General features: G+C 46.5%; 19 protein-coding genes. 9 read left to right on the forward strand and 10 right to left on the reverse strand.

Annotation, left to right across the window (positions count from 1 at the left end):
* Positions 1-37: 37 nt before the first annotated feature.
* The 7 genes from AC1DFM_RS03700 to AC1DFM_RS03730 all read left to right on the forward strand — a co-directional run bounded on the left by AC1DFM_RS03700 (position 38) and on the right by AC1DFM_RS03730 (position 7,634).
* A complete protein-coding gene (locus AC1DFM_RS03700; protein WP_477075377.1) occupies positions 38-673 on the forward strand; it encodes a (2Fe-2S)-binding protein in 636 nt (211 codons plus the stop codon).
* Entirely contained in the window at positions 670-1,647 is a 978-nt protein-coding gene (locus tag AC1DFM_RS03705; protein WP_477075378.1) for an FAD binding domain-containing protein, read from the forward strand. Before AC1DFM_RS03700 ends, AC1DFM_RS03705 begins: the two co-directional genes overlap by 4 nt.
* Positions 1,644-3,851: a xanthine dehydrogenase family protein molybdopterin-binding subunit gene (locus tag AC1DFM_RS03710; RefSeq protein WP_477075379.1), complete on the forward strand. Its 2,208-nt coding sequence runs from the start codon at positions 1,644-1,646 to the stop codon at positions 3,849-3,851. Before AC1DFM_RS03705 ends, AC1DFM_RS03710 begins: the two co-directional genes overlap by 4 nt.
* A gap of 27 nt (positions 3,852-3,878) precedes the next feature.
* A complete protein-coding gene (locus AC1DFM_RS03715) occupies positions 3,879-5,015 on the forward strand; it encodes an XdhC family protein (protein WP_477076031.1) in 1,137 nt (378 codons plus the stop codon).
* Positions 5,015-5,608, forward strand: a complete 594-nt coding sequence (locus tag AC1DFM_RS03720) for a nucleotidyltransferase family protein (RefSeq protein ID WP_477075380.1) — start codon at positions 5,015-5,017, stop codon at positions 5,606-5,608. The genes AC1DFM_RS03715 and AC1DFM_RS03720 overlap by 1 nt, the downstream gene beginning before the upstream one ends.
* Positions 5,609-5,929: 321 nt before the next feature.
* Complete coding sequence (locus tag AC1DFM_RS03725) at positions 5,930-6,811, forward strand: phytanoyl-CoA dioxygenase family protein (RefSeq protein ID WP_477075381.1); 882 nt, start codon at positions 5,930-5,932, stop codon at positions 6,809-6,811.
* Between the two features lie 10 nt (positions 6,812-6,821).
* Positions 6,822-7,634, forward strand: coding sequence for an SDR family NAD(P)-dependent oxidoreductase (locus AC1DFM_RS03730; RefSeq protein WP_477075382.1), 813 nt, complete (start codon positions 6,822-6,824; stop codon positions 7,632-7,634).
* A 51-nt stretch (positions 7,635-7,685) separates the two neighbouring features.
* Here the strand turns inward: AC1DFM_RS03730 and AC1DFM_RS03735 are convergent, their stop codons facing one another.
* Positions 7,686-8,465, reverse strand: a complete 780-nt coding sequence (locus AC1DFM_RS03735) for a DNA-formamidopyrimidine glycosylase family protein (RefSeq protein ID WP_477075383.1) — start codon at positions 8,463-8,465, stop codon at positions 7,686-7,688.
* A gap of 337 nt (positions 8,466-8,802) precedes the next feature.
* On the opposite strand from AC1DFM_RS03735, the gene AC1DFM_RS03740 reads away from it, so the two are divergent.
* The gene (locus AC1DFM_RS03740; protein ID WP_477075384.1) at positions 8,803-9,552 is read left to right on the forward strand and encodes a murein L,D-transpeptidase catalytic domain family protein; all 750 of its coding nucleotides are present in this window, start codon (positions 8,803-8,805) and stop codon (positions 9,550-9,552) included.
* 1 nt (position 9,553) lies between these two features.
* Here the strand turns inward: AC1DFM_RS03740 and AC1DFM_RS03745 are convergent, their stop codons facing one another.
* The 8 genes from AC1DFM_RS03745 to AC1DFM_RS03780 all read right to left on the reverse strand — a co-directional run bounded on the left by AC1DFM_RS03745 (position 9,554) and on the right by AC1DFM_RS03780 (position 19,928).
* Positions 9,554-11,116, reverse strand: a complete 1,563-nt coding sequence (locus AC1DFM_RS03745) for a L,D-transpeptidase family protein (protein ID WP_477075385.1) — start codon at positions 11,114-11,116, stop codon at positions 9,554-9,556.
* Between the two features lie 163 nt (positions 11,117-11,279).
* Positions 11,280-11,864, reverse strand: a complete 585-nt coding sequence (locus AC1DFM_RS03750; RefSeq protein ID WP_477075386.1) for a hypothetical protein — start codon at positions 11,862-11,864, stop codon at positions 11,280-11,282.
* A 226-nt stretch (positions 11,865-12,090) separates the two neighbouring features.
* The gene (locus tag AC1DFM_RS03755) at positions 12,091-14,634 is read right to left on the reverse strand and encodes a phosphocholine-specific phospholipase C (protein ID WP_477075387.1); all 2,544 of its coding nucleotides are present in this window, start codon (positions 14,632-14,634) and stop codon (positions 12,091-12,093) included.
* A gap of 196 nt (positions 14,635-14,830) precedes the next feature.
* Entirely contained in the window at positions 14,831-15,253 is a 423-nt protein-coding gene (locus AC1DFM_RS03760) for a hypothetical protein (RefSeq protein ID WP_477075388.1), read from the reverse strand.
* 88 nt (positions 15,254-15,341) lie between these two features.
* Positions 15,342-16,472 (reverse strand): hypothetical protein, encoded by a 1,131-nt coding sequence (locus AC1DFM_RS03765; RefSeq protein ID WP_477075389.1) that lies wholly within the window; start codon positions 16,470-16,472, stop codon positions 15,342-15,344.
* Positions 16,473-16,540: 68 nt separating this feature from the next.
* Entirely contained in the window at positions 16,541-18,262 is a 1,722-nt protein-coding gene (locus tag AC1DFM_RS03770) for a peptidase associated/transthyretin-like domain-containing protein (RefSeq protein WP_477075390.1), read from the reverse strand.
* 102 nt (positions 18,263-18,364) lie between these two features.
* Complete coding sequence (locus AC1DFM_RS03775) at positions 18,365-19,345, reverse strand: FecR family protein (protein WP_477075391.1); 981 nt, start codon at positions 19,343-19,345, stop codon at positions 18,365-18,367.
* A 10-nt stretch (positions 19,346-19,355) separates the two neighbouring features.
* Complete coding sequence (locus AC1DFM_RS03780; RefSeq protein WP_477075392.1) at positions 19,356-19,928, reverse strand: RNA polymerase sigma-70 factor; 573 nt, start codon at positions 19,926-19,928, stop codon at positions 19,356-19,358.
* A 288-nt stretch (positions 19,929-20,216) separates the two neighbouring features.
* On the opposite strand from AC1DFM_RS03780, the gene AC1DFM_RS03785 reads away from it, so the two are divergent.
* Entirely contained in the window at positions 20,217-20,714 is a 498-nt protein-coding gene (locus tag AC1DFM_RS03785; protein ID WP_477075393.1) for an OmpH/Skp family outer membrane protein, read from the forward strand.
* A gap of 137 nt (positions 20,715-20,851) precedes the next feature.
* Here AC1DFM_RS03785 and AC1DFM_RS03790 read toward each other — a convergent pair whose 3' ends face one another.
* The gene (locus AC1DFM_RS03790) at positions 20,852-21,145 is read right to left on the reverse strand and encodes a GNAT family N-acetyltransferase (RefSeq protein WP_291916871.1); all 294 of its coding nucleotides are present in this window, start codon (positions 21,143-21,145) and stop codon (positions 20,852-20,854) included.
* Positions 21,146-21,151: the final 6 nt, after the last annotated feature.

Here is a 21,151-nt window from a genome sequence, read left to right on the forward strand (position 1 = left end):
ATTTTTCCTATCTTATTAGTGATTAATAAAGACTCAAATGGCTGCTGAAAACGACCCACAATCTTCTTCGCACAAAAAGGATAAACAGGAAGCGCGCCGCGACTTTCTCAAGCAATCATCTGCCATGATGGCCCTCGCCCTCACCCCGCCACTGGTGATGAAAGCCGCACAACATGATGAAGCCATTGCCGGCATCTTCGAGAAGATGCCCGTTAACATGGACATCAATGGAAAAAAAATGCAGCTGTCGGTGGAACCACGTACCACCCTGCTCGACTTACTGCGGGAACAACTGCATCTCACCGGCACCAAAAAAGGTTGCGATCATGGCCAATGCGGCGCCTGCACCGTGCATATAGATGGCCGTCGTATTAACGCCTGTTTAACCCTTGCTGTGATGCAGGAAGGGAAGAAAATCACTACCATCGAAGGACTCGCCAACGGTGATCAGTTACATCCGGTACAGGAAGCCTTTATTAAACACGATGGCTTTCAATGCGGTTACTGCACACCCGGACAAATCATGTCGGCGGTTGCCTGTCTGCGGGAAGGCCATGCCAACTCCCCGGAACAAATACGCGAATTCATGAGCGGAAATATCTGTCGCTGCGGTGCTTACGATAACATAGTACATGCCATCACTGATGTAAAAAATGGAGGAAAAACAGTATGAACCCATTCTCCTATGTCAGGCCCACCAGCCTGAAAGCCGCTATTGAGGCTGTAGCTAAAAACAATGCCCGTTTTATTGCCGGCGGTACCAACCTGCTGGATCTCATGAAAAACGGGGTCATCATACCGGAAAAGCTGGTAGATATTAATCGCCTTCCACTAAAAGATATACAACTGAATAACGGGGTATTACACATCGGCGCCCTGGTGCTTAACAGCGATCTTGCGGCGCATGATTTGGTAAAAACAAATCATCCGTTGCTGTCGCAGGCCTTGCTGGCAGGGGCTTCTCAGCAGCTGCGCAATATGGCGACCGTAGGTGGTAATATGATGCAACGCACCCGCTGCTCTTACTTTTACGATACCACCATGCCCTGTAATAAACGCAGTCCCAACAGCGGCTGCGGCGCCCTCGGTGGCATCAACCGCATGCATGCTATTTTTGGCGCCAACGACAGCTGCATCGCCGTACATCCCAGCGATATGTGCGTAGCACTCGCAGCCCTGGATGCTACCGTGCTGGTAAGCGGTCCTAAAGGCAACCGCCGCATGCCATTCACCGACTTCCACCGGCTGCCAGGCCATACACCACAGCTGGATAATAACCTCGGCAAAAACGAACTGATTACTGCCGTGGAAATCCCTGCCAACAACTTTACTAAAAATGTGTACTACCTGAAAGTACGCGATCGTGCGTCCTATGCATTTGCACTGGTATCAGTAGCTGCAGCACTGGAAATCCGCGACGGTATAATTCACCAGGCCCGCCTCGCCATGGGCGGCGTGGCACATAAACCCTGGCGCTTACCCGATGCCGAAAAAGCATTGACAGGCAAGGCACCCACGGCAGAAAATTTCCGCATAGCGGCGAACATCGCTACACAATCTGCCAAAACATACCAACATAACGCCTTTAAACCGGCCCTCGCCGCCAACAGTATTCAAACTGCCTTACTAAAAGCCGCTACCGTATGAGAAAACAACAAACAGGACAATCTATGGATCGCGTAGATGGCCGGCTAAAAGTAACCGGCGGCGCAAAATATTTCGCGGACTATCACGTAGAGGATCTGCTATATGCAGCTTTGGTTTGCAGTCCGATCAGTAGTGGCACCATCAAAAGTATTGACACCACCAAAGCCCTGCGGGCACCCGGTGTGGCGGATATCGTGTCGCACCTGAATACACCGCGGGTACCCGCTTATCAATCGGCCAAAGCCGGCGATAAAAACGGCCTGCAGATATTTAAAGATGATCGCATCTATTCCAATGGTCAGCCGGTAGCCATTGTAGTAGCCAATACACTGGAACGTGCCGTGTATGCGGCTACGTTAGTATCCGTACAGTACAACCAGGAAACACATTATACCGACATGAATGCCAGCATAGGCAAAGCCTTTCAGAACAACCGGATGAAAGACTATCTCCGCGGAGAAGCCGGTGCATGGGAAAAAGCCGCCGTTACCCACAGCGCTACCTATACCCTTCCGCTGGAAGTGCATAACCCCATGGAACTGGCAGGCATCATCGCGCACTGGACAACACCGGATACCCTCACCCTCTGGGCAAAAACACAAGGGGTAAAAAGCGTACAGGAAACTATCCAGGAACTCTTCCAGCTACCGGAACAAAATATCACCGTACACTCCCAATTTGTAGGCGGCGGTTTCGGTATGGCGTTACGCATCTGGCCCATGGAAATAGCGACCATATTGGCGGCAAAAAAAATACGACGACCGGTAAAATTGGTGATTACCCGCGAGCAGATGTTTACCCTCGTTGGCTATCGGCCCAATGCCACCCAGCAACTCAGCATAGGCGCTACTGCCGAAGGAAAGCTGACCGGCATCACACATCAGGCTGTAGCCATTACTTCTCCCTACGAAGATTTTACAGAAGGCATTGTGGCCATGAGTAAATTCATGTATGCCTGTCCTAATGTAGATACCAAATACCAGCTGGTGCCACTCAATATGAGTACACCCGTGTGGATGCGCGGCCCCGGCGAAGCTACCGGCTCCTTTGCGCTGGAATCAGCCATGGATGAGTTAGCGCACAAATTAAAAATAGATCCGTTACAACTCCGGATACTCAATCATGCCGATACTGATCCGGAAAGAAATCTGCCTTTTTCGAGTAAGTATTTGAAAGAAGCATACGCATTGGGGGCAGAAAAAATAGGATGGTCCGCCAGGAAACCTATGCCACGCAGCACGGAAGAAAATGGGATGTTGGTTGGCTACGGCATGAGTAGTGGCACCTTTGGCGCTTACCGTGGGAAAGCTACGGTATCTGCTACACTAAAATCAGATGGCTCCCTGATACTGCAAAGTGCTGCGGCGGATATTGGTCCAGGCACCGCCACCGCCATGGTACAAATTGCGGCCGACGTAACCGGTATGGCTCCTGAAAAAATAACATTCATGCTGGGAGAATCCACCTATCCTTATGCACCCGAGCAAGGCGGCTCCTCCACCGTATCTACCGTAGGCAGTGCTGTAACCGACGCCTGTAAAGCATTACAGCAGCAGCTGGGTGCTATGGCCATTGCACATATACCTGCGTTTAAAGGGAGTACACCGGAAACAATTATTTATGAAGATGGATACCTCCTCCCTCCAAACCGGGAAAACAAAACTGCGCCCGAAGCACTCCTGCAACAACAGCAGCTGCCGGAAGTAAAAGTAACGGTCACCTCACAGGGCGGCCCGGAAAGAAAAAAATATTCCATGTATTCTTTTTCTGTGCACTTCGCCAAAGTGCTGGTACATCCGGCTACCGGCGTGGTGCGCATCCAACATATTGTAAGCGTAGCTGATGCCGGCACCATCGTGAATACCAAAACAGCCCGCAGCCAGATGATTGGCGGCGTAGTAGGCGGCATCGGCATGGCACTAACGGAAGAGGCTATACTGGATCATCGCTTCGGCAGATTCGTGAATAACAACCTGGCCGATTACCACGTAGCGGTAAACGCAGATACGCCACCTACCGATGTGTATTTCATCAACAAAAAAGATCCCTATATCAACCCCATGGGTTCCAAAGGGATGGGAGAAATAGCGTTGATAGGCTTTGCTGCGGCCATTTCTAACGCCGTATTCAATGCTACCGGTAAGCGGGTACGTGACTTACCTATTACACCGGATAAAGTGTTGAATACGCCGGTAACTGTTTAAACACACGATATKAAAGAACTGAACGATATCGTTAAAGCATACCATACGGCCTGCCGCGAAGGGCTCCAAACAGCCCTGGCTACCGTAGTGCATGTGGAAGGCTCCGCCTACCGCCAGCCTGGCGCACGTATGTTGGTAACAGAAAACGGGGTGCTCACCGGCGCCATCAGCGGCGGCTGCCTGGAAGGCGATGCCCTCCGGAAAGCACAACTCGTGATGCTGCAGCAACAACCCATGCTCGTCACCTACGATACCAATGATGATGACGATGCCAAACTGGGCGTAGGCCTGGGCTGCAACGGCATCATACATATACTCCTGGAACCGGTCAACGCTGATGATCCACTCAACCCCATTGCACTACTGCAGGAAATTACCCGTCACCGGGCACCCGCTGTGCTGGTGACGCTGTTTACGCTGCGCAATCGCAAAGCGCCACAACCGGGTACCTGCCTGGTACTCACGGCCAATGGATTAATGCAGCACCACATCCCCGATGGCCACCTGCAAAACGCACTCACCGCTGATGCACATGCGGCACTTCAAACACAAAGTAGCTGCACCAAAACATACCTATCTACCGGCAACGACTATACGGCACATACCGCCTATCTGCCACCAGCGCCACAATTACTGATTGCCGGCGCCGGAAACGACGTGATACCACTGGTGAAAATGGCCGCTATACTCGGCTGGCAAACCATTGTGGCAGACGGTCGCCCCGGATACGCCACTGCTGGCCGCTTTCCGGAAGCAGCACAACTGATTACCGCCAAACCTGCGCAGGTACTCTCCCAGGTAGCTACAGACCCGCACACCGCCGTCGTACTCATGACACATAATTACAACTACGACCTGGCACTGCTGGCACAACTGCTGCCGCTCCCCCTGCACTACATCGGCGTATTGGGACCCGCTAAAAAACTGCAACGCATGCTCGATGAACTGACAGAAAATAACATAACCGTTTCCCGGCAACAACGGTCACGCATACACGGCCCCGCAGGCCTCGACCTCGGCGCCGAAACAGCTGAAGAAATTGCCTTGTCTGTTATCAGCGAAATAAAATCCGTGCTGTCAGCCACCGCAGCGACTTCCCTGCGGGAAAAAACAACCACCATCCACGCACGCGAACAACAAATCATCCTTCAACAACAACTATAATGGAAACAACCGGTATCATCATCCTCGCCGCTGGCGCCTCTAAAAGATTGGGAACACCCAAACAACAACTGCCTTTCCAGAATAAAAGCCTGCTCCAAAATGTAGTACACGTTGCCGGCCAGTCGGGCGCCACACCTGCCGTAGTGGTACTTGGCGCTTTCGCTACCCAGGTAAAGCAACAACTCATTTCAGAAATGGTACATACCGTGGTAAATCCCCACTGGCCCACCGGTATGGGTGGTTCTATCAAAACAGGCCTGCAATACCTCCTGCAACTATCGCCACACATCAGCAACGCCCTATTGTTGCTATGCGATCAGCCATTCATTACCACCGCCCTGCTGGAAGAAATGTTTGCCCTTAAAAACACGACAGGCAAACCCATGGTGGCCTGCACCTACGGCAATACCATTGGCACTCCTGCCCTATTTCATAAAACCATCTTTCCACAATTGCTGTCGCTCACCGGCCAGGAAGGCGCCAAAAAAATACTGCTGCAACATCCCGAACAGGTAGCTACCATCGACTTCCCACAGGGAGCCATCGATATCGATACCTCCGGCGATTACGAGCAATTACTCACAAAAGTATAAGCAGAATATTATCTTTGGGAAATAACATCCAGACAATCAGTGTTATCCGGGCAAGACAAAAAAAATTTTGCCGTTAAAAGTATATCCGTATATTTGTCTACAGAATTGGTAGACTAATAAAAAACATATAAATCATGAACACCAATCATTCCAACCAGCATCCCGATCAGCGAACGATGGTCGCTTTACAGTTACGTGTAGCCGCCTACACCCGTTGTTGTTGTTAATGCCCCACTCCCGCCTGCGGTCACCCCACCAATGCCGCAACAGCACTTGATATTACCAACTGTTTCTTTACTGTCATCTCAAAATTTTTCCGTCATGGAAACGAACAACCAACCCATTTTCCACCTCAATGAGGGGATCACCAACACGCATCTGGCTTATTTCCATAAACATGGTATTATCCAGTTTAAAAGCTTCCTGGATAAAGCTAAATTAGCGCATATCCTCTCAGAAGTAGAACAGGTACAGGAATTACTACTTCGCAACAACATTCAGAAAGTCAATGGCATCCCTTTGAAATTCGGTACAGACGTAGACGGAAGTCCGCTGATACAACGCATTGCCTTTGCCTCTCACTATAGCAATACCTTACGCGCTTTGCTGAAAGACCAACGCCTGGAATCTCTCGTCCGCTTACTCGGGCCATACGACGGCAGAATAGGCGAAAATGAAAAAGATGGACTGGTCATCAATCACTATGTCAATGCCGCAGAAAGTCAGTTCAAACAACTGGGCTGGCATACCGACAGCCCGCGGGATCTCTTCCTCGGAACACGCATTCTTCCTATGCTGAATGTAGGTATTCACCTCGACGACTGCCMATTGGAAAATGGTGGTCTGCGGGTACTTCCGGGCACACACGAACAAGGGCTGCTCAAATTATTATTCCGGAAAAAATATTTCATCGATAATAATCCGGATAAAAAAGAAGTAGGCTTTGATATTGAAGCAGGCGATTTAACCGTGCATGATGGCCGGTTGTGGCACCGTGTACAGCAATCCCCCTTTACCGGCGAAAAGAGCCGCAGACGGGTGATGTACATCCCCATTATCACTGGCGCCTATCAGCCTAAAACGGCCAATAGCCCTACCCCTTTTTATCACAAACTGGCACACCTATACGGTAACAAGCCGCAATGGGCACACGCGAAAGTCCATACGGAAACACTTAGCCGCGTAAACACACCAACGCTCTAAAAAAATAACTATGTCATACGCACTCATCACCGGCGCTGCTAAAGGAATCGGAAAAGCCATTGCCGCGCAACTGGCAGAAAGAAACTACCAATTATTACTGGTGGATCTGGACGCTGCTGCACTCACTACTACCGCTACAGAATTGTCGGCACAGTATCACGTCAACGTACACACGCTACACCAGGATCTCTCGCATCCTGATGCATTGAAGAACGTCACGGCCTGGACCAGCGCCTGGCACGATGAATTACAGGTAGTGGTGAATAACGCCGGCTATGGCATCAATGGTGCATTTGAACAACTGACACTGGCGGAACAATTCAATATCATCGACGTAAATATCAAAGCACAGGTGGGCTTATCATATGCCTACATACCTGTGCTGCGGAAATTTCCAAAAGCATACCTGCTGAACCTCGCCAGTACTACGGCTTATCAAACCGTGCCTTATCTGAATATCTACGCGGCTACCAAAGCCTTTGCGCTGTCGTTTACCCGTGGATTACGGCATGAGCTGAAACATTCACCAATATCTGTCAGCGCCCTCAGTCCGGGTAGCACAGATACGGATTTTGTGAACCGGGCCCGCATGGGCGACTATACCCGCAGCATCGCCCATCGCTTTAACATGACAGCGGAGTCGGTGGCTAAAATAGCGGTAGACGGACTTTTCAAAGGAAAAGCAGAAATTGTTCCCGGCTTCTCCAATAAACTAAATGCATGGTTGCCTAAATTTTTTCCTAAAGCATTCGTGGAGAAAATTGCTGCCGGCATCTATGCCCCTAAAGAAAAAACAACCGCTGCCATCGCATTAACAACATGATTGTCTTCCTATAAAAAAACCGGCATCACTGTAAGTGATGCCGGTTCTCATTTATTTATACAACACCTGCTCATCGGTGTAATACGTTTTTCTTCCTCCACCGGTATCTTTCAATATCTCCGCACCACCAGGGCTTTCCTTCAGCTTGGAAGAATGCACCAGCATAAAATCCCGGACCTCTCCGTTAATGATATCAGGATTACTTTTCAGGATCTTCTTCTCCGCACCCTCCAGGATTTTTCTGATCGATTTAAATAATGCCTTCACCGCTGCCGCTGGAATTTTATTACATACAGAAAAAGGAGAAATACGGGCATCCCATAAAATATCGTCCGCATACGCATTACCGATACCCAATACATTATGCTGATCCAGCAGGTACTTTTTAATGGTCACTTTCTTTTTACCCAGCTGCGTTTCCAGGTAGCTTTCCGTAAACTCCTTCGACATCGCATCCGGCGCCGTTTTTTCTTCCGGGTCCAGGAAAACATTGGCTGCTGCCTGGAAATCTGTCAGCGTCAAACCGGTACCATCTCCAAACAACAATTCCACAATGGCATATTTCTCTGTATTTTTCTTTTGGAAGATGTATAACTTACCATGGAGCATTAAATGCATACCTAATACATGCCCATTTTTAAACTCAAAATGCAATTCTTTTCCCACCCTTCGTATATGCTCCAACGTTTGTCCTTCCAGCGCGGCTTGCAGCGCCTCCGGCGTAGTATGTAGTTTTTTGGCGTTCACCACCGTCAGCGACTTCAACTTTTTATGCAATAGCGCTTTTTCCAGGTTATGGCGAAAAGCCTGCAGATCAGGTAACTCAGGCATAATAATATCTTTTGTGAAAAATTAACAATAATGGCGCAAATAATAAAGGGCCGGCATAGTAACCGACCCATTTTTTATGGCAGTTTTTTTCCTCTTACAAAACAGTAGTCCAAAGATAAAATCCACAGCATAGCTGGCTTTGCTGATATTGTCCATTCATTAACAGATGTTTGCCACTTATACATATTTTTCATGTATGTGAACAGGTTGTTAAAAATAAGCAAACAGCGGACTCAGGCTAGCTTTTCACACACTTTTTACGCCACAAAAACGTTAATTTCGTCGACTATGCCTTTGCAATAATTTTTTACACACCAAAAAATATTACGGCGTGAACATGAATTGGAAGAAAGCGATTAAACCGTTAATTTTTATTGTCACAATTTGCAGTTTTGCATTTTTATTTACCTCTCTTACTGCTGAAAATCCCGGCGCAAAGCCACAACCCATTGGAACAGTTGTTAAAGCTGATTCCGTTAGGGAAGTAAGCCTGTACGACAACATGCGGCTCGACTCCGTAGGCCTCTCCCGGGAAGCCTTCGACAAAGCATTGATGGGCTATGAGCACCTGGAGGAAACTGGCCGGATTAAAAACCCGGATGTCATTTCCATCATCGACTTTTCCCTGCCCAGTACCAAAAAACGTTTATTTGTAATAGATCTTAAAAACAGACTGTTACTTTTCAACACACTGGTGTCACATGGCCGGAATTCGGGGAAAGATATTGCCAATGCCTTCTCTAACAAAATGAATAGTTTTAAAAGTAGTTTAGGCTTCTATATCACCGGCGATACTTACACCGGAGAACACGGCTACTCCCTGCGTTTGGAAGGCGAAGAAGCAGGCATCAACGACAACGCCCTCAGCAGAGGCATTGTGATGCACAGCGCGGACTATGTCAACGAAAGCCTCGCAAAAGCGCAAGGCTACATTGGCCGCAGCCTGGGTTGTCCGGCTATTCCGCAAAACATTCACCGCAAAGTGATTGAACGCATCAGAAACGGCACCTGTCTGTTTTTGTACAGTCCGGATAAATACTATTCTTTACATACAAAGATCCTGGGCAGAGACAGCACCGCATCCTGATTTATTTAAAGAGCTTTTCTTTAAAAACAGCATCGTGCCCATATACATCGGGCGCGAAGTATAATTGCCCATCTGTACTCCAGGCGGTAAAGTAAGTAATGATCACCGGCACCGGATGCTTTACCACCACAAATTTCTGCTTGCCGCTATTCATGGCGCTATCTATTTTTCCGTTGGTCCATTGGGGTGAGTCTTCCAGTACAAACTGCGCCATTTTCACCGGATCTTTCAGCCGGATACAACCATGGCTGTAAGCGCGGTTATCGCGGTTAAAGAGCCCCTTTTCGGGGGTATCATGGAAGTAGATGTGATAACTGTTCGGAAACAGGAATTTTACCCGTCCCAATGCGTTATGCGCACCAGGCAGTTGCCGGATCACTGGCAGTCCATTAGCCGTTCCCGTTACCTCCATATGCTTCGAGGCCAGGTAATGCTTATTCCTGGCGATGGCCGGCAATATTTCCTTCCGCACTATACTACGGGGAATATTCCAGTAAGGACTAAATACCACCTGGTTCAATTCGCCTGAAAACATGGTGGTGCTATGCCCTTCTTTCCCTACCACAATATCCATATCAAACAAATGCTGCGAACCATTGGTCACGTGAAGCCGGAACGCCGGAATATTTACGATGATCAGCTTTCCCGCTGGTGTTTCCGGTATCCACTTCATCCGCTCCATATTGACGAGCAGTTGTTGCAAACGCGCTTCAGCGGGAACATTCAGTGCATGGATAACAGTATCGTTTAACACGCCATTTTGCGTATAGCCGTTGCTGTTACGGAAGCGGTTAACAGCTGCCTCCAGTTCTTCTGTAAACAAGGCGCTACTATCGTTCGTTTTCAATTCACCGGTAATAAACAGTCGTTTTTTTATGGGTATAATTTCGGGAGATGACTGACCTTTCTTCAATCCCTTCTTCACTTCGGAGACCGGCGCCCATCCACCGTTACGGACATATTCCCTGTAAGTCTGGAGCGGGTCTTTCATCACTGCTATCGCCGGAAACAGGCGGCTGCTGGCTTGCAGCATAGAATCAGCCAGCACCATCACCGGATAACGTTGCGTGGGAATCATGTATTCCAGCTGCGCAATACTGCCATTTTTTTCCCGAAAGTAGTTAATCAGCCGCCAGGTTAACTGTAACTCCATACTGACCATCTGCCGATCCGACGCCTTGATGTTCAGACTATCTTCTTCCATTAAATCATCCAGCCGCCGGTCCAGCGATTTATTACTGATGCTGTCTTTACTGTAATTGTATAAACTGCGGAAAGCGGCGGCCTGCTCTACCGGTCCATGACTATCGAGCCAGGCGAATTCAAAATTGCGGGCATTGTAAAAACTACGCATACGCGCAGCCAGCGTATCATCCAGCTTTTGCGCGGCAATAAATTGCTCCACAGCCGTACTGTCCAGAAATAAATCATTGTAAGCGTTTTCCAGCGTAATGCTGGTGTTACGTGGGCTGATAGTACTACTACCGGAGTTAACAGGGGAAGAAGGGCCACCACAGCCCCACAGCACACCAATCACCAACATCATCCATAATAACCTTGTCATACCTGTCTTATATCAAAAGAAGCGCCGGATAACAACCAGCCCTCCGGCTGTGTTAGAAAACTGATAACGTGGTCCATAAGGAACAAACTGTGCATATAGGGCAACAAAAAGCCCCCCGCGATAACACGGGGGGCATACGCTATCGTTGTGAATCATTAAAAAACTAGTCTTTTAAACCCAGGTATTTCTGCACAGATTTATAATCCTTCCAGTTTACCGCACTGCTGCTACGGGCTGTAACACCGCCTGGTACAAGCACATACCGGTATTGATACACCTTAACATTATCACCGTTGAGGCCAGTACCTAAATCCTGATTAGAAGTCAAGCCAATTGTTCCTACAAATGCAGCAAAATTAATATACACCCCTGGCTCAACATAAGGAATAGGCACAATGAAGGGATCAGTTGCAACGTCGAGGTTCAGATACACATATACCAGCCCTTTAGAAAGAATATCTGCGGTGAGCTTCGGCGCAGGAATGCTTCCCCGGAAGGCTACTGTATCACCGGTAACCGAATCTTTCACCGGAGCAAAGTTCACATCCACCCAGGCGGAATAAATGATATTGGCGACACCGGTATCTCCCTTGTCCCCTTTAGCACCATTGGTGCCGTTTGTACCATTCCCACCGGCGGCTCCGGCAGGACCAGCAGGGCCCTGAGCACCATCTTTAGAACATGCGGCAAAAGCTAATATGGCAGCCAACATAAATAGATAAGGCAAGCGACAGTGATTGCGTTTCATAAAGAAAGAGATTTTGGGTGATTTAATATGATTAATCAATTGAGGTAAAACGAGGCAACCGGGATCAATAACACTATAGTCAATATACGAAAAAACAAATAACAAAAATCCGATAATTTAGTTCAATTGGTTATTCATCAGCAGCTAACTTTTGGCAAAAAAAAATGCAGCGAAGATCACATGATATGATCTCCGCTGCATTTTGCTAACAGCTAAATGCTAATAGCTAAATAGCAGCTCTTCCCATTACCGGGTCACTAAAACTTTCCTTACCTGTTTCTACTCTGCCGGCATACCGTTGTTCAAAAGAACCACTGCCAGCTACCTTCAGAGAGAAGTCGTACCAACCATGACTTTTAGCAAGGTCAATCACCAGCGTGGCCTCTGTATGCGGCGCCACTGTTTTCTTCAGTGTTCCTTTATAGTAGCCCATATCTTCAATACTGATATTGGCAGCTTTGCTACCACGGTTAATCAGTTTCAATTCCACGCTGCCGGTGAGTTTTTTGCTGTTTGTCAAACTACGCTGATAGCCACATTGTATTTCTACCTGTGGATCATTCACATCGCCTTTAAACTCCCTGTAGAAACCATTAGGCCCATAGGCGCGGAGATGATAGTGTGCGTCTTCAAAAGAGGCCAGCGGCCAGGTATCTTTCAGTTTATCTGCCGGCTTCACGGCGTAAGACCAGGTCCTTACGGCTTCCATGGTCTGGGTGTCTTCCTGCAGGTACTTTCCGGGGGCATACACGTTAAATGGTGCACCAGCTGCCTGGTTGCCAAATACTTTATTGCCTGCTTCAAAACTCATTTCAAAGGACTTCCGGTCTGCACTTAGCTTTCCACCCACATACAATTCATAAGGCAGTGCATTGGCTACACGCACCCCTTTTTCCTGCTGCGCCATCCAGGTAGATCCGGCAGGGTCGGTATTGATCTTCTCAATTTCTTCAGCGGTCAGCACTTTAAAGCCATCCGGCAGTTTCTTGAATTTGGCGTTGTATACCATTTCAATAAACTCATTTCTTTCCGGGAAAGGCACGGTGATTTTCTCTCCATTGAATGGACGGAATACAGAGGTTAAGTCGCTGCATACCGTACGACGCCATTCGGAAATATTCGTTTCTTTAATCGCTTTGCCTTTATGCTGCAGGAATTTCTCCATCAGCTGCAAAATAGAGGTGTGGTCACATACCTGTGAGTTCACATAGCCACCTCTGCTCCAGGGCGAAGCAATCACCAACGGCACCCGGTAACCCAATCCTATCGGGCTTTCGTGGATCTCATCGGCATTCAGGTATTTCTTGGCCTGCTCTTCTTCTCTGGTTACATATTCAATACCTGTATCAATTCCTGCGGATACCTTACCTGTACCGGGTTTATGCGGTGCGGTGAAAGGTGGTACGTGGTCGAAATAACCATCATTTTCATCATAACAGAGAATGAAAATGGTTTTCTTCCACACTTCTTCCTTGTTAGTCAGTATATCCATTACTTCAGACACATACCAGGCGCCATACCACGGCGATCCCGGATGATCCGAAAACTCACCAGGGGCTACCAGCCAGGAAATGGTAGGTAACGTCCCTTCATTTACATCCGTTCTGAACTGGTGTAAGATATCACCTTTAGGCACCTGTACGGTTCTTTCGGTGGCGCCGTCTTTATAAGTCAGCGTCTCCAGCTCATGATAATTCGGGTCTGCGATATTACTTGTAAATGCTTTGTTGTGGAGGTTTTGCGCACGTTGCGATAATTTCGCAAAATTAGCAGCGTTAAATTGTGCAGCATCGCTCTTTGTTTTCTCCAGCGATGCCTTCAGATGCTCCAGTTTTTTCTGCACTTTTTCCTTCTCCTTAGCCACCGTAGTAGCGGCTAAAACTGCTTCCAGGTCGGTGATCTCTGCAGGCATCTCCTTTAATCTTCTTTGCAGGTATCCTATATGCCCTGCTGCAAAACGTACGTTGAAAGCAGCAAACCACTCTATGGGATTATCTGTGAAGTTAGCCAGCATGCCATCTTTCTCACCTTCTAATCCGGCTGCACTGATTTCATTCTGGTATATTTTCCAGGAAACACCATTGTCTTCCAAACGCTCCGGGAACGCGGTCCAATGGGCTTCTCTGCCATAGTCTACATCTTCATTCCATACGTTGGCTTTGGAACTGGCATTTTGTTCGTCACGCAAGGTGCCTGTCCATAGGTAAAGACGGTTAGGTGTGGTACCGGTGAGAGAAGAACAGAAGTTCTGGTCACATACGGTAAACGCATCTGCCAGTGAATAGTAAAACGGAATATCCTCGCGGTTGTAATAGCCCAGTGTCAGTGGCATTGGCGCCCAGTCTTTATTACCGGATTGTTTTACCAGCAGCCACTTATCATACTTACCATGATTGCGGGCTTCTACCTGATTCCCCCATGAATGCGGCAGACTGCTCATCCAGGTAGCTTTGGTGTCTTTCAGGTTGAGGCGGAAGGGGGCAAAGGTTTCGCCTTTAGCGTTGCTTTGCAGCCAAACCAGGTTCTTATTGGGCAGTTGAATGGCCCGTGGATCATTATATCCACGAACACCCCGCAAAGAGCCATAACAGTGGTCAAACGAACGGTTTTCCTGCATCAACACCACAATATGCTCTGCATCCAGGAAAGTAGTACCAGGCTTGGGATCAATGGCCATTGCCCGCTGAATAGAAGCTGGCAGGGCGCTGAATACGCCGGCAGCCCCCGATAATAAGGCCGCCTTTTTAATAAAATCTCTTCTGTTCTCCATTAATAGTTGATTTTTTCATGTACACTGACAAATAGGATTGCCGCGAAAAGCGGAAAATAATAAAAATCTCCGGCCAGTCATAACGAACTGTGAAGAATGGTAGTTATGTTATTGTTACTGGTGCACATGAAAAAAGGCTCCACCGCTAAAAGCGGGGAGCCTCTGTATATGTATGTTGAGAAATGGTAAAGCTGATTTAGTTATTTACAACAGAAGGAATCAGTACAATCTTGATGGCCACTGTACCAGTAGGCGCTGCGGAAGCTGCTCCATCAATTCCCTTGATCTGCACAAATACCTGCTGGTCATTATGCAATACATTATAAGACTGTTTTGCAAAAACTTCCGGCAACATTTCGAATTCAGTCGGAGCCGCACCACCGGTACCATAACGTCCCATTGATACTATTACGCCATCAGACCGGGTAAAACCCTTCAACTCTGGTACTGAAATCGCCAAATTATAAGTCTGATCAGTGTTGTCATACACCCAGGCATTCGGAGCTACATTATCAATATAAATTGTTTTATTAGGTATCACAACCTCATTTGTAGTTTTGGTGCACCCTGTAAAAACGAAGACCAGCAGCACCAATGGAAGGTATAACCATGTTTTCATATGAGATGATTTTGTGATGATTAACCAAATACAATGCCATAATAGCAAACAGTCCGATATTTCACCTGTTGAGGTCGTGAATCGTATCCTACAATCTTACCTGCACACCGCCTGATGCACCAACATAGATAGCATGGAAACGATTGTAGCGTACATTTTCTGACCAGATGTAATGCCCCACAAGGTCTTGTCCCAAACCATCTTCTGTTTCCAGGTAGTTGAAGGTGGGACCCGCAAACACTTCAAACCGGCCAAAACTATAAGCAGCATAAGCACCCAACGACTGGCGATTGTAGTATGCGGCGCCCTTTAAATTTGTTATAAAGGTATTCGTCGCTTCTACATTTACTCTAAAATGAGGGAAAAGCTGTGGTGAATGCGCACCAATGCCGGCTTTTACTGCATATAACGGGTCTGGATTATTCTTCAGGTTATATCCTACTCCCAGGATACCATACAGGACACGGCCACCTGATTTAAAAGCAGCTATCATAGTAGCCGATTCATCGATAGACAGGCTTACCTGTTTTTCTCCTCCCTTTACAATATTGATGACGCCAATAGGACATTCGTTGCTGTCTGCCACGTTGATAAATCCTACCTGCACTCCTCTTACTTTTTTAGCCACATTAATGAATCCACCGATCTGTGTATGTACGTCTGTAGCCTTATTCATAAAGCCGGCAATCTGTATCTCTGCTTTGCCTGAAAAATTGCCAAATCCTGCCACCTGCGCCTGTGTATTACTACGGGCGGTGTTCATAAAACCAGCGATCTGTGTACCGTCTGCATCACCATTCACATAGTTCGCATAACCTGCGGCCTGAAAGCCTTTCATGCTGCCGTCCAGGTTCATAAATCCAGCCACCTGTGATCCGCTGGTATTATTTTTTACCCGATTCATAAATCCCGCGAATTGCGCACTGCGGGTGGCACTGCCAATATGATTGGAGAACCCTGCTATCTGCAGGCGGGTAGCGCTGTCTTTAATAATATTGGAGATACCGGCAACGGCTACTCCTGTTTCTGATTTAGAAACACCGGCAATAACATTTAAAGAGAAATGATTCGTGTAAGCGGCTGCATTTTTACCGTTACTGCTCAACGGATAAACAAGTCCGATATGTGCGGGTGCAGTCTGCGAAAACGCGTTATTAGCATAGGTTATGACAGTAATAATGATGGCAATAATCCGATAGTTGATGTTGTTTGTTCTCATGGTGCGTAATTATTTCGTATAGTATTACGACACGTTAAGAAACATCTACCCCTACGCAAAAATGAAAATTAAAAAATACTGATACCTGCCTGCCAACCCAGCCAGCCCTTGGTATCGCCTATATTAAAGGATGGATAATGCGCGCCATAGTCAATATAACGGCGTGCCGGATTTATCTTATTCTCGGGATCGGGCGTCGATATAGAAAATGCCGGACCCGCAAATATGGTGATATGCTTGTTCAATATTACATTGAGAGAAGGTTGCAAACGAAATATCTTCATACTGTGATCCCAGGTACCTTCATACGTATTTTGCCCGGTAGCTTCTACCATTATTGACCACACTTTATTAAACGGAATGATCTTTCCTATACCGTATCCAATAGACCATGCGCTATTATTTTCTCCCGTGCCAAACCCTCCTGTTAAAATGCTGTATAACTCCGTACGGCCAGCCTTCCAGGCAATATTGTAAGGCAATATATCTGTACTGAACACCACTATTTTTTTATATCCTTTGCGTACAAAATTGAAAAGACCAATGCTATATCCTGTGGTGGTATCTGCAATATTCACTAAACCTATCTGCACACCATCCAGTCGTTTGGCATAGTTAAAAATCGAGGATAACTGCAGCCCCTTCACCGTACCATGACTGATATTTCCTATTTCGGAAATTTGTGCACCGGATACATCCTTTTTGGCGTAATTAAGAATGCCACTCGCCTGCAAACCTTCAATATTTCCTCCTGCATAAGCCACTGCACCACTCAACTGCAAACCGCCTACATCTCCACGAACAGAGGACACTATTCCCGCTAACTGCGCACCATTTACATTACCATATACCTGACCTACGGCACCACTCGTCTGCATTCCTTTCAAACTCCCTTCGGTCACATTACTCACACCTGCTATTTGTATACCTATCATGGAATCCAACACGTTGTTGTGTACCCCCGCAATCTGCGCCCCACGTGTTTTTCCGCCCACTATGTTTACCACACCAGCAATCTGACAACTCTGCATGTCATTTTTCACAATGTTGAACACGGTCCCCATTTCAAATCCATCTACACCGGCAGCATAACCACCCAATACGTTGACAGAAAACTTATTGACTACCTGTCCGCTCATACGGCCGTGGGTACCCAAGCCAGGTGCCAGTGATACCTGGTAAGGCTTATCAGCAAAGAAAGAACCGATATTTAAGCTGGTTAATTTCTGCCGGGAGGATAAAAATATTTTTGCAAACCAGGTTTTCTCTACCTGTGCATGCCCGGTAATATCTACTGTTTTCAGCTGATAAGTAGTGGGAGAAATACTAACGGCTACTTCCTGATCCTGGCCGTTAAGCAATAGCAAAGAGGTATCTGCATACAGGTCCTTACTAACGCTGATGGCTGCGGTAGGATATCTATCCTTTAACCGCAGCCTGAAATAACCATCGTTATTTGTGAGTGTAGATATGAGTTGCTGTCGTTCATAGACGCTGGCATTCGGTAGCCGTTGTCCCGTTTTTCCATCMGAGACAAACCCCGTAATCACGTAATACGATTGTGTGGAGTTTTTCTTTAGCAGGATAATATAATTACCGGATTCTTTATATTGATATTCTCCGGAAAACAACATATCCAATATCTGCCGGACTGTTTTGCGTTTTGCCGATATCGTGACCAGGCTGTCCTGTGGAAGAATCGTTGTTAAATACGAGAAATAAAAACCTCCTTGTTTACTGATAGATGTAAGTACGGTGGAAAGTGGCTGCTGGTTTGCTTCTATACTCACTGTTTTGTTCAACAGATTTTGTGCAGCTACCGACATCGAAAAAATACATCCTAAAAATAAAGCTAACAAATGCTTAGATAGTAACATACGGAACGAAGGCTATTATTTCAATATTATTTGTGATCCACTTTTCTCCACATTGATCTCATAAGTAAGCCCGATTACCTGTAAAGTACTATCCAGCGAACTGTTTGTAAAGGTAGAATTAATCTGCAAATCCCGTTTCTTATTATCCCCAATCACAATGTCCACACCGTATGCCTCATTTAATATCTCCACCAGTTTCCAGAGCGGGGTATTATTACATACAAACGTTTTTGTGCGATAATAATTATACAACTCGTCCGTATTATTCTGCTTGCTGGGAGCGGTCTGATCTGGCGTGATCACCGCTTTCTCATGCTGCCGGAGCTGTACACTGTTGTTGTTTTTGGTCACTTCCACCGCACCGCTTTCTACAATCACTTCCGTTTTACCATTCACACTCTTTACGTTGAAAGAGGTGCCCAGCACTTTTACGGTGACATCATTTACCTTGAGTATAAAAGGTTTCCCCGGGTCCTGTGCTACATTAAAAAATGCTTCACCATCCAGTTTTACCTGGCGTTCTTTCTTGAAAATAGCGGCATACTCAATAGTAGATTGTTTATTCAGCGTTACCTGTGATCCGTCTGGTAATGTTTCCAGTTTTATCTGCTCACCGGAGCTCACGATCATAGGTGTTGCATGTTTGTTCGACAGGTACCAGAACCCCGCAGCGCCGAGCAGCACTATAAATATGGCGGCTATACGCAAAATGGGTTTCCAGTTGATACCGGTATCCAGCTGCACAATGCGGGTAGTATGTTCGTTGGTGCCTACCCGTTGCTGAAAGCGGGTCCACGCCTCATTTTCATTCACGGTGCTTACCGCAGCGAGTTTCTTACTTTCTGTCCAGATAAGGCGAAAATGCTCAAAATAGCGCTGGTGGTCCTCTTTTTCCGTGAGCCATGCAGCTACGGCTGCTTTCTCAGCAGGACTGGTAATATCCAGCAGATATTTTACCAGGAGGTCATCGTTTATATGCTCAGATTGTTTTTTCACTTATGCACTTTTACAGGTGGAGCAAAATTAATAACAAGGGCAGAAAATCTACCAGGTTGAGTCGTAACAAGCGCAAAGCTTTGCCCATCTGATTTTCCACAGTTTTTATAGAGATATCAAGTCGATCCGCTATTTCCTGATACTTCAATTCTTCGAAGCGACTCAGTTGAAAAACGGTACGACATTTTTCTGGTAATGCCATCAATGCTGCCTCCAGTTTCTCTTCCAGTTCACGTAACATTACTTTGCCGGATGCATTGCCGGTACTTTGGTCATTGCTCATCTGATATTTGGTATGTGCCTGGTGTGTGGCTTTCACTTTCTGATGTCGCATGTAATTAATGCATTCATGGTATACGGCCCTGTAAAGGTATCCTGAAACAGATTGCTTTATTGTGATGTTACCTGATTTCTCCCATAATTTGCAAAAGACATTCTGCACCATTTCCTCCGCCATTACTTCATCTTTTAATAAAGTACAGGCATAGGAATGCAAGCCTTTAAAATGCGTTTTAAAAACCTGTTCAAAAGTTAATGAGTTTTCGATCTCCGGTACTGCAGTACCCGGACTTGTAAATTCCATGCTTAGGGTTTGATATCTAACGTCAAATATAATTCCTTCTGCCAATTGAACTGATTTATTATACGACACCATGAGGAAGGTATACCCCTACGGGAAAGGATAGTTTTTTGGGAATTTGCTGAAAAAGAACGGTTAATGCCCGCTTCCGGGGCGCCGGAAGCCCTTGATTTAACTGATAGTCAATCGTTTGACTAATCCTTAAACTTTTCTAGTCACTTTAACATTACATTATATTCGTTTTAAAGAATATTTCACAACTGGACGATTAATATTGTAAAAATTATCCCGATGAAATTTATCTGTACACTTTGCCTGCTGCTGTTTGGAAGCACTGTCCTTTTCGCCCAATCCAAAACGGGTTACATTAATTTTCAACAAATGATTGGTCTGATGCCGGAAAGTAAACTGGCCAATGACACCCTGAATGTACTCCAGGACAAACTGAACCAGGAAGGCCAACAACTACTGGATGAATACACTAAAAAGGTGAAGGAGCTGGACAGCGTAGGGAATATGAGTCCTGCTATGGTAGACGTAAAAAGCGCAGAACTCAAATCTGCACAGGCCAGTATACAGCGTTACAGACAAATGTCAGAACAAACAATGTCTGCCCGGGAACAGCAATTACTGACGCCGATATTAGATAAAGCTAAAAAGATATTAAAGGCGGTAGCTAACGAGAAAGGCTACACGCTAGTGATTGATAACTCCAGAGACGCGGTATTGGTATCCGCAGAATCCGACGACCTGATGCCGGCAGTGAAAGTGAAGATGGGCATCAAATAACAGGCATTTGGCTATTTAGTTATTTAGTTATTTGTCCGGTATAAATATTTGATGTCACTTCCGCCATTCTAATTGATAGCAGTGTTTATGGCCGGCAAATAATTAAATAACTAAATGTCAAATGTGGTTGTAAAGAACTATATGTGTAAACCGTGCGCCAGCAATGTTTTCCACTGCGGGTTGCTCCGTACAAATTCAGCTACTTTCTTGCTGGAAGGCACCATGCGAATATTCTGCGCAGAAATTTCTTCCATTACTTTTCCTAACATCATTGGTAATACTCCCTGCTTTTCCAATACAGGCGGCACTTCTGCACCCGTCAGGAAGATACGGCTACCATTTTTCTCATAAATCACTTTAGCCATTTGTCCGGCGATATGCGCCTCAAACTGTCTGGCTTCCTTGTTGTCAATAATTTTAAAATCCTTCATGATCAT

Source organism: Chitinophaga sp. 05T412, assembly GCF_056396465.1.